This window comes from Priestia sp. AB, from assembly GCF_028369225.1.
GTDB lineage: Bacteria > Bacillota > Bacilli > Bacillales > Bacillaceae_H > Priestia > Priestia megaterium.
Genome location: NZ_JAQMYN010000001.1, coordinates 638327 through 652594 on the forward strand (window position 1 = coordinate 638327; position 14268 = coordinate 652594).

The following is a 14268-nucleotide window of genomic DNA, read 5'->3' on the forward strand; positions in this document are numbered from 1 at the left end:
GGCTGTCCCAAATGAGAAAACTCATGAAGGCAGCCTTTACAGGTTGAATAAAGAAGAGAGATTTCTTTTTTTTGCTAACACTTTCTTTTATGATACTTTTTATGTAAGATGTACATAGTGGATGTGATGATAATGATAAAAAGTATGACTGGTTTTGGCCGCGGAAAAGCGGAAGTGGAAAATCGATCAGTAACAGTCGAAATGAAGTCTGTTAATCATCGTTTTTGTGAAATTGTTATTCGTATGCCAAGACAATTAATTGAAATTGAAGATAAAATAAAAAAAATCGTTCAAACATACATAAAACGTGGTAGAGTAGAAGTATTTGTTACTATTTCAGGTGAAGAAATGGCAAAAAAGAAACTGCAGACGGATTGGCAGCTGCTTGATGAATACATGCATGCGTTGCAGCAAGTAAAAGAAAAGCACGGGCTGTCACAATCTGTTCAAATTCAAGACATTTTACACATGCCTGAAGTGATGACAACTTATGAAGAAGAAGCTGATCAGACGAGTATTCATGGTGCAATCTTTGAAGCCGTTGAAGCTGCTGTGCATCAGTTAGTGGATATGCGGAAACGAGAGGGATCAGAGCTGTATCACGATTTAATGGGGTACTTACAGGACATTCAAGACATTCGCGAAAAAATTACACAGCTTGCTCCTGAAGTTGCTGAACAATATCGCGAGCGTATTAAAAGAAAGCTGAGCGACTATTTAGAAGGTACTTTCGATGAGCAGCGAGTGCTGACTGAAGTAGCTATTTTTGCTGAAAAAGCAGATATTAGCGAAGAACTTACGCGAATTCAAAGTCATGTTTCACAATTTATTCAAGCATTAAATACACCTGATTCAGTAGGACGCAAGCTGGATTTTCTTGTTCAAGAGCTGAATCGTGAAATGAATACAATCGGTGCGAAGGCAAACAATGGTACTATTGCTCAGTATGTTATTAGTATGAAAGCACAATTAGAACGCATAAAAGAGCAGGTTCAAAATATTGAATAGCCTTCGTGTAAGATAAAGATTATATTGGTATAGCAGGAGGCTTCTTATGAGCGGTAAATTAGTGAACGTTGGATTTGGGAATTTTATTTCTTCTAATCGTATAATCTCTGTCGTTCATCCTGAATCAGCTCCAATCAAACGCATTATTCAAGATGCAAAAGATCGAGGCTCTTTAATAGATGCAACGCAAGGACGTAAAACACGATCTGTTATTGTTATGGATAGCGATCATGTTATTTTAGCTCCTGTACAGCCAGAAACTGTGTCACAGCGACTTATAAACAAAGAAGAATTATTAGAAGGGTAGGTCACTTGAACCGATGATTGAAAGAGGTTTATTAATTGTTCTTTCCGGACCATCAGGTGTTGGAAAAGGAACGGTACGAAAAGCATTGTTTGAGCAAGAAGACATTAAATTGCAGTATTCTATCTCTGCAACAACAAGAAAGCCCCGCGAAGGTGAAGTAGACGGCGTTGACTATTTCTTCAAACCACGCGAAGAGTTTGAGCGCATGATTGAAAACAAGAAATTATTAGAGTGGGCTGAATACGTAGGCAACTACTACGGTACCCCGGTTGATTATGTAGAACAAACGTTATCTGAAGGAAAAGACGTATTTCTAGAAATTGAAGTGCAAGGTGCTCTTCAAGTGAAAGAAGCATTTCCAGAAGGTTTGTTCATCTTCTTGGCACCGCCGAGTTTATCAGAGCTTAAAAGCCGTATCGTAAACCGCGGTACTGAAACAGAAGATTTAATTAATAACCGTATGCGCGTGGCAAAAGAAGAAATTGAACTTATGGACGCCTACGATTATGTTGTAGAAAATGACAAAGTAGAAAATGCTTGTGCTCGCATCCGTGCTATCGTAACGGCTGAACACTGCCGTCGTGATCGTATTTCTGCGCGCTATAAAAGAATGCTGGAGGTAGAATAAACATGCTTTATCCATCAATTGATTCTCTAATGGAAAAATTAGATTCTAAGTACACGCTTGTGACAGTAGCTGCAAAACGTGCACGTCAATTACAGCTTCACAATGATACGCCGATTGAAAAGCCGGTTTCTTATAAGTTTGTAGGCTGTGCTTTAGAAGAAATTAATGCTGAACAATTAAGCTATAAGCAAGGTGTAGCAGAAGAAGATTCTAAACATCAGTAAGTGAAAAAATAACAACCTACTTCATAGGTTGTTATTTTTTTGATGCTTTTATCTGTGTTCAAGCAGGATAGTGAATGTCTCACTACAAAAATGGTATAATAATTGAATTGAAAAGCTTTAGATAGTTACCCGATTAAACAAGCGGATGCTGGTTGAGCGGGATAAATAGATGGGGGCATAATGATGAAGGGAAAACGAATTTTATTATGTGTTAGCGGCGGAATCGCCGTATATAAAGCTGCAGCTTTAACAAGTAAATTAGTACAAGCGGGAGCGGAAGTTAAAGTAATGATGACTGCTTCAGCATGCGAGTTCGTAACGCCGCTTACGTTTCAAGCTCTGTCTCGAAACCCAGTTTATACAGATACGTTTGATGAAAAAGATCCATCTGTAATTGCACATATTGATTTAGCAGATTGGCCTGATTTAATTTTAGTAGCTCCTGCTACGGCAAATATGATAGGGAAAATAGCAAATGGTCTTGCAGATGATATGATTTCCACAACGCTGCTGGCTGCTACTGCACCTGTGTGGATTGCACCTGCAATGAATGTTCATATGTACGATCATCCAGCTGTTAAAAAAAATATGAGCACTCTTTCATCATTTGGTTACTCTTTTGTAGAACCTGGAGAAGGGTATTTGGCATGCGGTTATGTAGGAAAAGGTCGTCTTGAAGAGCCAGAAACAATTGTTTCACTAATCGGATCTTATTTTTCACAAGCATCACATACACAAAAGATCCTTGAAGGTGTGAATGTATTGGTTACAGCAGGACCTACGGTAGAACGCATTGATCCCGTCCGATTTTTCACCAATCGCTCTACTGGGAAAATGGGCTATGCCCTTGCAGAACAAGCTGCTAAATTAGGCGCATCGGTAACACTTGTAACGGGACCGACGAATTTAGAGTATCCAAAAGGAGTGCAGGTTGTTCAAATTGAAAGTGCGCAGCAGATGCTTGAAGCTGTTATGCAGCGCTATCATGAAGCAGATGTTGTCATTAAATCAGCCGCAGTGGCAGATTACCGACCAAAGCATGTGTTTGATCAAAAGATGAAAAAGCAGCCTGGTGAAGCAGTACTAGAGCTAGAGAGAACAACAGATATTTTACGCACGCTTGGAGAGCGAAAAGAACACCAGCTTTTAGTGGGCTTTGCAGCAGAAACAGAACAAGTGGATGAATATGCACAAAAGAAACTTGCATCTAAAAACTTGGATATGATTGTAGCCAATAACGTGACGACAGAAGGAGCAGGTTTTGGGACGGACACAAATATTGTAACGCTCTATAAGCGAAGCGGAGAGTCTAAAGAACTTCCCATTCTTTCAAAACACGATGTAGCTACCGAGGTGTTAAAAGAAGTGAAGGAAATGTTAGAAGGGCTGAAAAAATGAGTGTAGCTAGTGTAATTGTGGACGTGGCTGCTAAGCAAACAGATCGAGCTTTTGACTACGCTATTCCCGACAAATGGAAAGGAATTATTGTTCCGGGTATGCGAGTTGTCGTTCCGTTTGGTCCTAGAAAAGTTCAAGGGTTTGTGGTGGCTCTTAAAGAAGAGGCTGAAGTTAAGCGTGTTAAACCAATCGCTGACCTGCTTGATTTAACGCCGGTTCTGACTCCCGAACTGTTAGAGATTGGGCACTGGCTAACCGAAAAAACGCTTTGTTTTATGATATCGGCTTTTCAAGTCATGCTGCCTGCGGCGATGAAAGCAAAATATGATAAAGAACTGTCACTCCTTTCAAAAGAGGCATACGAACAGCTTCATGAGCAAGTAAAGCCGTTTTTTCATTCAAGATCCTCGCTGAAGTGGAGTGAAGTAGAAAAAACAGCCGCTGCTCCTGCTTTTCACCGTGATATTCAAAAAGGTCTAATTGAAGTCGTCTACGTCGTGAAAAACAAAGGAAACAAAAAAACGGCAAAAGGCGTAAAACTGAATCAAAGCCTTGAAGAAATTCAGCAGTTTATGAGCGAGTTAAATAAGCAGGCAGAAAAGCAAAAACAAGTGCTGTCTTTTATGCTGAATCGAAATGAAGAAGTAGCCATAAAAGAAATAGCGGAAGATTTGCAGATTACCTCCGCTCCTATAAAAGCGCTGATTAACAAAAGACTCTTAGCGGAAACGGAAATTGAAATATACCGTGATCCTTATCAAGATCGATACTTTACACCATCAAAGCCATTTCAATTGACCGATGAACAAGCTGAGGCAATCGCACCGATTCTGCAGGACATCGAAGAAAATCTTCACGATGTGTTTTTAATGTACGGAGTAACCGGAAGCGGAAAAACAGAAGTGTATCTCCAATCAATTGATCAAGTGCTAAAAAAAGGGAAAGAAGCGATTATGCTTGTTCCGGAGATTTCACTTACCCCTCAGATGGTCAAGCGGTTTAAAGAGCGATTCGGCTCAAAAGTTGCTGTACTTCATAGCGGCTTGTCTACTGGGGAAAAATACGATGAATGGCGAAAAATTCAGCGAAAAGAAGTATCCGTTGTAGTAGGGGCCCGCTCTGCTGTATTTGCTCCATTTGAAAATTTGGGCCTTCTTATTATCGATGAAGAACATGAGACGAGTTATAAACAAGAAGAAAACCCCCGTTATCATGCAAGAGATGTAGCTATTTACCGAGGGCAGCATCATCAGTGTCCAGTCATTTTAGGAAGTGCAACACCAACGCTTGAGTCCTTTGCAAGAGCGCAAAAAGGTGTGTATAAGCTACTGACGTTAAAGCAAAGAATGAATAAGTCGTCAATGCCTTCGGTGGATATCGTCGATATGAGAGAAGAGCTTCGCAGCGGCAACCGCTCTATGTTTTCAACTATGCTGTTTGAAAAGATGAAAGACCGTTTGGAAAAAGGGGAGCAAATCGTTTTATTTTTAAATAAAAGAGGTCATTCTTCTTTTGTTATGTGCAGAGACTGCGGTTACGTTCCGACATGTGAGCACTGTGAAATTTCACTAACGTATCACCGCTATCAAAATAAATTAAAATGCCATTATTGCGGACACGAAGAACATGTGCACACTGAGTGCCCAGAATGCCACAGCGAACATATCCGCTTTTTCGGGTCTGGTACACAAAAAGTGGAAGAAGAATTAACAAAAGTGCTGCCCGAGGCTAGAGTTGTTCGAATGGATGTTGATACGACAAGCCGAAAAGGCGCCCATGAAAAGCTCCTGAACAAGTTTGCAAGTGGAGAAGCGCAAATTTTACTAGGGACACAGATGATTGCGAAAGGACTGGACTTTCCAAACGTCACGCTTGTAGGCGTTTTAACAGCAGATACGATGCTGAATTTACCTGACTTTCGTGCATCTGAAAAAACGTTTCAGCTTTTAACACAAGTAAGCGGAAGAGCAGGACGCCACAAACTTCCAGGAGAAGTAGTGATTCAAACGTACACGCCTGAACACTACAGCATTCAACTTGCGAGTCAGCATGATTACGATGCGTTTTATAAGCACGAGATGGAAATTCGTAAAATGCACAAATATCCCCCTTTCTTTTACTTGGCGCTTGTAACGGTATCTCATGAAAATATTGCAAAAGTGGTGTCTGTTACAGACAAAATTTCGCAGTATCTGCGTCAGAAACTTTCGCCGCAAACAACGATCTTAGGGCCAGTCGCATCTCCGATTGCTAAGATAAAAGATAGATATCGCTATCAATGCATGTTAAAATACAAGCTGGAACCAAGCTTGATTCCGCTGTTGAAATATATAGTAGAACGTTATCAAGCGGAAATGCAGAAGGAGAATTTAACGATCACGATTGATTTGAATCCATACTCGATGATGTAACTAGTCGTCTTGATGGCGTTAAAGAAGAAGCTTTTTGGATATAAATAGAAAGAATAAAGGAGGTGCCTATTTGGCTAAGCTTAAGCTTGTTTACCATCCTAATGAAGTACTTGAACAAGAATGTGAAGTCGTTAAAAACTTTGATAATAAATTAGCGAAATTACTAAACGGCATGTATGATTTAATGCTTGAAGCAGACGGTGTGGGTCTAGCTGCTCCTCAAGTAGGAGTTCTGCAGCAAGTGGCAGTGGTAGACGTGGATGATCGACACGGTAAAATTGAGCTAATTAATCCGGTAATTATTGAGCAACGAGGCGAACAAATCGGTCCAGAAGGCTGCCTAAGTTTTCCGGGCCTTTTTGGTGACGTGGCTCGAGCTGATTATGTGAAAGTACGTGCGCAAAACCGTAAAGGAAAACCTTATTTTATAGAAGCAAAAGGTTTTTTAGCACGAGCAATTCAGCATGAAATTGATCATTTACACGGTGTATTGTTCACGGAAAAAGTGACAAAGTATTACGAAGAGGATGAACTAGAAGGGTAGGTTTTACACGATGAAAGTCGTATTTATGGGAACGCCGGATTTTTCAGTGCCGGTTTTACAAACATTACTTAAAGATGGATATGAAGTGGTCGCAGTGGTTACACAGCCGGACCGACCAAAAGGACGCAAGCGCGTATTAACACCTCCTCCTGTAAAAGTTGAGGCGTTAAAGCATGAAATACCTGTACTGCAGCCAGAAAAGATTCGTTTAGAAGAAGAATATCAGCAAGTGTTAGCGTATGAGCCTGACCTAATTGTAACAGCGGCTTTTGGTCAAATTTTACCAACCCCTATTTTAGAAGCGCCTAAATACGGCTGTATTAACGTGCATGCTTCTCTGTTACCTGAACTGCGCGGAGGCGCGCCGATTCATTATTCAATTCTACAAGGTAAGCCGAAAACTGGTGTTACAATTATGTATATGGTAGAAAAATTAGATGCAGGTGATATCTTAACACAGGTAGAAGTTCCGATTGTAGAACGTGATCACGTTGGTACACTTCATGATAAACTCAGCGCTGCTGGTGCAAAATTGCTTTCAGAAACCATTCCTTCTCTTGTAAAAGGTGAAGTTACGCCGGTTAAACAAAACGATGACGAAGCGACATTTGCTTCTAACATTAAGCGTGAACAAGAGAAAATTGATTGGGCCCGTACAGGAGAAGAAATTTATAACCATATCCGCGGACTTCACCCTTGGCCTGTTGCTTATACAACAGCAGACGGTCAGGTCATGAAAATTTGGTGGGGAGAAAAAGTATCCGCATCAGGCAAACCGGGTACCGTTTTATCACTTGAAGAGGACGGATTTATAGTAGCAACTGGAAATGAAACAGCTATTAAAGTGACGGAACTTCAGCCGGCTGGAAAAAAACGTATGGATGCAGCGCAGTATTTACGAGGTACATCCGTTGAAGTCGGAACAGTATTAGGGGATGTCAATGAGTAAGTACAACGTTCGAGACATAGCTTTAGATATTTTACTAGCTATTGAAAAAAACCAGGCATTCAGCAATCTATTGTTAAATAACAGCATACAAAAACGGGGTATTCAAGGAAAAGATGCAGGACTGTTAACGGAAATTGTGTATGGAACGATTCAAAGACGTGATACGTTAGATTACGGGTTAGCGCCTTTCTTGAAAAATCCAAAAAAGCTTCAGCCTTGGGTGCGAGTGCTGCTTCGTTTATCACTTTACCAAATGGTATATTTAGACCGAGTGCCTGACCGGGCAATCCTTCATGAAGCAGTAGAAATTGCCAAAAAACGCGGTCACAAAGGAATTGCCTCAATGGTAAACGGCGTTTTACGCAATATCCAGCGCAGCGGCACGCCTTCTTTAGAAGAAATACAAAATCCTGTGGAGCGCTTGGCGATTGAAACGAGTCATCCATTGTGGCTTGTAAAACGCTGGGTGGAACAATATGGATTGGACAAAACACGCGGAATCTGTTTAGCTAATTTAATGGCCCCTAAACAAACAATCCGAGTAAACAGTGCACGCTTTACGCAAAATGAAGTAAAAGAAGCGCTAGAAAAAGAAGGTATTGTTGTAGAACCAGGCCATTTTGTAGAAGAAGCGCTAGAAGTTCAAAAAGGAAATGCAGCTCATACACAAGCATTTCGTGAAGGAATGTTTACCGTTCAAGATGAAAGCTCTATGTTAGTGGCCCATGCGCTCGGTGCAGAGGCAGAAGAGCTAATTTTAGATAGCTGTGCTGCACCGGGAGGAAAATCAACTCATATTGCAGAGCAGCTTAGAAACAGTGGTAAAGTTATTTCCTTGGACATTCATGACCATAAAGTAAAGCTGATTGCCCAGCAGGCAGAGCGTCTGCACCTTACCAATATTGAGCCGACGGTTCAAGACAGCCGCAAAGCAGGCGAACAGTTTGATAAAGAAATGTTTGACCGCATCTTAGTAGATGCTCCGTGCTCAGGTTTTGGTGTAATGAGACGTAAACCTGATTTGAAATATACAAAAACTGAGCAAGATGTAAAGCAGCTGGCGCGTATTCAACAAGATATTTTAAATGCGGTTGCGCCTTTATTAAAAAAAGGTGGGACCCTTGTATATAGTACATGTACAATTGACCGGGATGAAAATGGGGATGTTGTAGCAGCATTTTTAGCAGATCATGCTGATTTTCAAAAAGATGAAACACTCGCTGCACGCATGCCGCAAAAGCTTAAACAAAACGTAAAACATGGTGAAATTCAATTGCTGCCAGATGCACAAAGCGATGGATTTTATATTGCATGTTTACAGAAGAAGGTGTAAAAATGGAAGAAGTAGCTAAAAGAAAAGCAAAAGCAGAAGAAAAAGCGCAAAAACCATCTATTTATTCATTAGAAATGCACGACCTAGAAAATTGGTTAGTAGAACACGGAGATAAGAAGTTCCGTGCTAAACAAATTTTTGACTGGTTATATGTTAAACGCGTAACGGACTTTGACGATATGTCAAACTTATCTAAAGGGTTACGTGAACAATTAAACGACAAATTTGCACTAACGACATTAAAAACAGTCGTTCAGCAAACGTCTGGGGACGGCACGATGAAGTTTTTATTCGAACTCCATGACGGTTATACGATTGAAACAGTGCTTATGCGTCATGAATACGGGAATTCTGTCTGCGTAACGACTCAAGTTGGATGTCGCATCGGCTGTACGTTCTGTGCGTCTACTCTTGGCGGTTTAAAGCGTAACTTGGAAGCTGGAGAAATCGTAGCGCAAGTAGTAAAAGTACAAAAAGCGCTAGATGAACAAGGAGAACGCGTGAGCTCTGTCGTAATTATGGGTATTGGGGAGCCGTTTGATAACTATGATGAAATGATGCGCTTCTTAAAAACAATTAACAGTGATGATGGATTAAATATTGGTGCACGTCATATCACAGTATCGACAAGTGGAATCATTCCGAAAATCTATAAGTTTGCTGATGAAAAAATGCAAATCAATTTTGCGATTTCACTTCACGCTCCAAACAATGACATCCGCTCACGCTTAATGCCGATTAACCGTGCGTACAAACTTCCTGATTTGATGGAAGCCATTAAATATTATACGGATAAAACGGGAAGACGTATTAGCTTTGAGTATGGTCTATTCGGAGGAGTAAACGATCAAGTAGAGCATGCCGAGGAATTAGCGGATTTGATCAAAGACGTGAAATGCCACGTGAACTTGATTCCGGTAAACTATGTGCCTGAGCGTGATTATGTTCGTACACCGCGTGAACAGATTTTTGCATTTGAACGTACGCTTAAAAAGCGTGGCGTTAACGTGACTATTCGACGTGAGCAAGGTCATGATATCGATGCAGCTTGTGGCCAATTACGTGCGAAGGAGCGTAAAGAAGAGACGAGGTGATTGTATGGCAACTGTCTTCATGACAGACCGAGGGAGAGTTAGACAACACAATGAAGATAACGGAGGGGTATTTTTGAACCAACACAATCAGCTGCTTGCAATTGTGGCTGATGGTATGGGAGGTCATCGAGCTGGCGACGTCGCCAGTGAGATGGCGGTTCAAAAATTGCAAACAGCGTGGGAAGAAGCGGACAAAGTAACGTCTCCTGATGAGGCGACGCAGTGGATTCGTACGCATGTTTCGCAAATTAATCAAGATATTTATCAGTATGCTCAGGAGCATGAAGAGTGTAAAGGGATGGGTACAACAGTGGTACTTGCTTTATGCGCCGATACGTTTTGTGCGATTGGTAATATAGGAGACAGCAGATGCTATATTTCCAATGAATATGGATTTCAACAAGTAACAGAAGATCATTCTCTTGTGAATGAACTCGTAAAAAATGGTCAAATCACAAAAGAAGATGCTGAGCATCATCCACGAAAAAATATCTTATTGCGAGCACTAGGTACCGAAGAAAATGTTAGTTTAGATGTAAAAACAATTGAAGTGGAAAAAGAAGATCGATTATTATTATGTTCAGATGGACTGACAAATAAGGTAACGGAACAAAAGCTGAACGAAACGTTATCAACAAGTTCATCACTTCACGAAAAGGGTACGAGCCTGATTCAATTAGCAAATGAGCTTGGTGGAGAAGACAATATTACACTTGCAATTGTGGACTTTACATCTGAAAGTGGGTGAGAGTGTTGCTAATAGGTAGACGGCTAAACGACCGTTATAAGGTATTGCAAGTAATTGGTGGAGGCGGAATGGCAAACGTCTATTTAGGTCGCGACATGATTTTGGATCGTGATGTGGCAATTAAAGTGCTTCGTTTAGACTTTGCAAGTGACGATGCGTTTATAAAGCGTTTCCATCGAGAAGCACAATCTGCTACGAGTATTGCTCATCCTAATATTGTCAGTATTTATGATGTTGGAGAAGAAGAAGATATTTACTATATCATCATGGAATATGTACCGGGTATGACATTAAAGCAATACATTCTGCAAGAATCACCACTATCTCTTGATAAAGCCATACATATTATGACGCAGATTACATCAGCTATTGCCCATGCTCATCAGTACGGAATTATTCATCGGGATATTAAGCCTCAAAATATTTTAATTGATCATGATGATACCATTAAAGTTACTGACTTCGGCATTGCCGTAGCACTAAGTTCTACAACCATTACGCATACTAATTCTGTTTTGGGCTCTGTTCATTATTTATCTCCTGAACAGGCACGGGGAGGGCTTGCGAATAAGCGTTCTGATATTTATTCGCTTGGCATCGTCCTATTTGAATTGCTAACGGGTCGAGTCCCTTTTTCTGGGGAATCGGCTGTGTCAATTGCATTAAAACATTTACAGACAGAAACACCTTCTCCTAAAAGATGGAATCCATCTATCCCTCAAAGCGTGGAGAATGTTGTATTAAAAGCAACAACTAAAGATCCATTTTACCGATACAGTTCCGTCGAAGAACTCGAAGCGGATTTACAGTCTGCTGTTCATCCAAATCGTTATAATGAACAAAGGTTTACGGTGCCTGATGATGAAGAAGTGACAAAAGCCATTCCAGTTATTAAGGAGGATTTTGTTGAATCCGAAGAAACGCACGTACCTGTGAGAAAACCTCCTCACTTAGAGCGCGAAGAACAAGAGGAAGAAGAGTTAAAGCCGAAGAAAAAAAAGAAGAAAAAGAAAAAGGGCAAAAGCAAGCTGATTGTAACGCTTGTTTTAATTTTTTTGCTGCTGGCAGCTGCTAGCGTAGCCGCCGTTACATTTATTCCGGCTTTATTACTGCCAAAAGACGTAAAGGTTCCTGATTTACATAATCAAGATTATGAATCAGCAGTAACCGATTTAGTTTCTTTAGGCTTTAAAGTGAAGAATCCTAAAGATATATCGGATAATGAGGTGGAAGAAGGCGACGTGGTTAAAACGATGCCAGAAGCGGGAGACGTTATCAAAGAAGGATCTAATGTCATTATTTATCGAAGTACAGGAAAGAAAAAAGAAGCATTTAACCGGTACATTGGAAGAAGCTTTACGGAAGTAAAAAGTCTGTTAGAAAAGCAGAATTATAAAGATATCCAATCCATCGAAGTTGAAAGCACAGAACCAAAAGGCAATATTACAGATCAGACGCCTAAAGAAACCGAACAAGTCGTGCCGGAGGATACAACGGTTACGCTATGGGTAAGTAAGGGGCCGCCGAAGATTACATTAAAGGATTTCTCGGGCTGGACGGAAAAAAGCGTAAAAGATTATGCATCAGATGAAGATATTGAAGTGGATGTAAAAACAGCGTATTCCGACACTGTTGAAAAAGGTCTTGTGATGTCTCAAAAGCCTGCAGCGGAGCAGAGTATCGAGCAAGGTGATAAGCTCACCATTACGGTCTCAATGGGCAAGGAGCCAAAAGCTCCTCAAACGGTATCAGTGGATGTGACTATTCCGTATAAAGAAGAGACTGACACCGAAGCAAGCACGGAACAAGGCGACGCAACGGAAACAGGCGATGCCACCGGAACAGAAGAGGAAAAGCCAAAGCCGCAAAAAGTACAAATTTATATCGAAGATGCAGATAACGATATGTCCGTTCCTGCTAAAGAACTAACGATTACTGAAACAACAAAAGAATCGTTCGATGTTTTAGTTGATGAAAATGAAAAAGCGTCTTATAAAATTGTCCGAGACGGGGAAGTTATTGAAGAAAAAGACGTTGAATATCCAGAGTGATAGGAGTGAGGTTATGCCAGAAGGAAGAATTATTAAATCCCTTAGCGGATTTTATTATGTTCTTCATGACGGACAAGTAACGCAATGTCGAGGACGAGGTGTTTTTCGTAAAAAGAAAGTAACGCCTTTAGTCGGTGACAATGTAGTATTTCAGGCAGAAAATAAGCTTGAAGGATATATACTTGAAATTAAAGAACGTAAAAATGAATTAGTTCGTCCCCCAATTTCAAATGTTGATCAGGCGCTGCTTGTTTTTTCAGCGATTGAACCTGATTTTAGCACGATGCTTCTTGACCGATTTTTAGTGTTAGTGGAGTCTAATCATATTGAACCTATTATTTGTATTTCAAAAGTAGATCTTTTATCACAGCAGCAAAAGCAAGAAATCGAGCAATATGCCGAAGAATATCGTAAAATAGGATATGAGGTCATTTTAACGTCGACAGTCACAGAAAAAGGCATGGAACAAATTCAGCCGTTATTTGAAGATCGCGTAACGGTTATTGCCGGACAGTCAGGTGTAGGTAAATCTTCACTGTTAAATACACTTAAACCAGAGCTTGAGTTAAAGACAAATGATATTTCAATGTCACTTGGAAGAGGAAAGCATACAACACGTCATGTAGAACTGATTTCGTTTGGTGAAGGTTTAGTAGCCGATACGCCAGGCTTTAGCTCACTGGAATTTTTAACGTTAGAAGTAGAAGAGTTAACCCATTGTTTTCCTGAAATGTCGCGTTTGAGTGAACAGTGTAAATTTCGAGGTTGTTTGCATGTGAAAGAACCAAAATGTGCGGTGAAAGAAGCATACGAACAAAAAGAAATTCCGAGTTATCGCTACGAACATTACTTGCAATTTATTGAGGAAATTAAGCAAAGAAAGCCGAGGTATTAAAAATGACAAAAATCGCACCTTCCATTTTATCTGCCAATTTTTCAAAGCTTGCTGAAGAAATTCGTGAAGTTGAAGCAGGTGGAGCAGACTACATCCATATCGACGTTATGGATGGCCATTTTGTTCCTAATATTACAATTGGACCGCTTATCGTTGAGGCTGTACGCCCTGTCACAACACTGCCATTAGATGTGCATTTAATGATTGAAAACCCAGATCAATACGTTCCAATGTTTGCAAAGGCAGGTGCTGATATTTTAACGGTACATGCTGAAGCGTGTACTCATTTGCACCGCACCATTCAATTAATCAAAGAGCACGGCATGAAAGCAGGCGTTGCTTTAAATCCTGCAACGCCAATTGACGTAGTAAAGCATATCTTAGAAGATATCGATCTTATTTTATTAATGACGGTGAACCCAGGCTTTGGAGGGCAAAACTTCATTCCAAATGTACTGCCGAAAATTGAGCAAATCTCTCAGCTTATTGAAATTCGTCACCTTTCTATTGAAGTAGAGGTTGATGGAGGAATTAATGAAGAAACAGCAAGAAAATGTGTGGAAGCAGGAGCAAATGTCTTAGTGGCTGGCTCAGCTATTTATAACCAAGAAGACCGAGCTGGCGCAATTAGTCAAATTCGCACAACTGTTCAAGCGTAAGTAATAAAAGCTGCTGTGT

14 protein-coding genes are annotated in these 14268 nt (G+C 40.5%); all 14 read left to right on the top strand.

All coding sequences use genetic code 11. The features are described 5' to 3' along the window. Positions 1-132: 132 nt before the first annotated feature. The 14 genes from POF52_RS03290 (at position 133) to rpe (ending at position 14249) form a co-directional block, all read left to right on the top strand. Positions 133-1008: a YicC/YloC family endoribonuclease gene (locus POF52_RS03290; RefSeq protein ID WP_016765431.1), complete on the top strand. Its 876-nt coding sequence runs from the start codon at positions 133-135 to the stop codon at positions 1006-1008. Positions 1009-1054: 46 nt separating this feature from the next. After that, positions 1055-1315, top strand: coding sequence for a DUF370 domain-containing protein (locus tag POF52_RS03295; RefSeq protein WP_013084831.1), 261 nt, complete (start codon positions 1055-1057; stop codon positions 1313-1315). A gap of 13 nt (positions 1316-1328) precedes the next feature. Next, the gene (gene gmk, locus POF52_RS03300; RefSeq protein ID WP_013058927.1) at positions 1329-1943 is read left to right on the top strand and encodes a guanylate kinase; all 615 of its coding nucleotides are present in this window, start codon (positions 1329-1331) and stop codon (positions 1941-1943) included. A 2-nt stretch (positions 1944-1945) separates the two neighbouring features. Beyond that, positions 1946-2167 (top strand): DNA-directed RNA polymerase subunit omega, encoded by a 222-nt coding sequence (rpoZ, locus tag POF52_RS03305; RefSeq protein ID WP_013058926.1) that lies wholly within the window; start codon positions 1946-1948, stop codon positions 2165-2167. Between the two features lie 180 nt (positions 2168-2347). Further along, positions 2348-3565: a bifunctional phosphopantothenoylcysteine decarboxylase/phosphopantothenate--cysteine ligase CoaBC gene (gene coaBC / locus POF52_RS03310; RefSeq protein ID WP_013058925.1), complete on the top strand. Its 1218-nt coding sequence runs from the start codon at positions 2348-2350 to the stop codon at positions 3563-3565. Beyond that, positions 3562-5976, top strand: a complete 2415-nt coding sequence (gene priA / locus POF52_RS03315; protein WP_271989716.1) for a primosomal protein N' — start codon at positions 3562-3564, stop codon at positions 5974-5976. Before coaBC ends, priA begins: the two co-directional genes overlap by 4 nt. A 70-nt stretch (positions 5977-6046) precedes the next feature. Then, positions 6047-6520: a peptide deformylase gene (gene def, locus POF52_RS03320; protein ID WP_013084828.1), complete on the top strand. Its 474-nt coding sequence runs from the start codon at positions 6047-6049 to the stop codon at positions 6518-6520. A gap of 10 nt (positions 6521-6530) precedes the next feature. Continuing rightward, on the top strand, positions 6531-7469 hold the full coding sequence (gene fmt, locus POF52_RS03325) for a methionyl-tRNA formyltransferase (RefSeq protein WP_271989719.1): 939 nt from the start codon (positions 6531-6533) through the stop codon (positions 7467-7469). Then, entirely contained in the window at positions 7462-8802 is a 1341-nt protein-coding gene (gene rsmB, locus POF52_RS03330; RefSeq protein WP_016765427.1) for a 16S rRNA (cytosine(967)-C(5))-methyltransferase RsmB, read from the top strand. Before fmt ends, rsmB begins: the two co-directional genes overlap by 8 nt. 2 nt (positions 8803-8804) lie before the next feature. Continuing rightward, complete coding sequence (gene rlmN, locus POF52_RS03335) at positions 8805-9896, top strand: 23S rRNA (adenine(2503)-C(2))-methyltransferase RlmN (RefSeq protein ID WP_271989721.1); 1092 nt, start codon at positions 8805-8807, stop codon at positions 9894-9896. Positions 9897-9900: 4 nt separating this feature from the next. Continuing rightward, complete coding sequence (locus POF52_RS03340; protein ID WP_013084825.1) at positions 9901-10644, top strand: Stp1/IreP family PP2C-type Ser/Thr phosphatase; 744 nt, start codon at positions 9901-9903, stop codon at positions 10642-10644. Positions 10645-10649: 5 nt separating this feature from the next. Continuing rightward, the gene (pknB, locus tag POF52_RS03345) at positions 10650-12695 is read left to right on the top strand and encodes a Stk1 family PASTA domain-containing Ser/Thr kinase (protein WP_028410789.1); all 2046 of its coding nucleotides are present in this window, start codon (positions 10650-10652) and stop codon (positions 12693-12695) included. 13 nt (positions 12696-12708) lie between these two features. Next, a complete protein-coding gene (rsgA, locus tag POF52_RS03350) occupies positions 12709-13590 on the top strand; it encodes a ribosome small subunit-dependent GTPase A (RefSeq protein WP_013084823.1) in 882 nt (293 codons plus the stop codon). Positions 13591-13592: 2 nt separating this feature from the next. After that, on the top strand, positions 13593-14249 hold the full coding sequence (gene rpe / locus POF52_RS03355; RefSeq protein ID WP_013084822.1) for a ribulose-phosphate 3-epimerase: 657 nt from the start codon (positions 13593-13595) through the stop codon (positions 14247-14249). Positions 14250-14268: the final 19 nt, after the last annotated feature.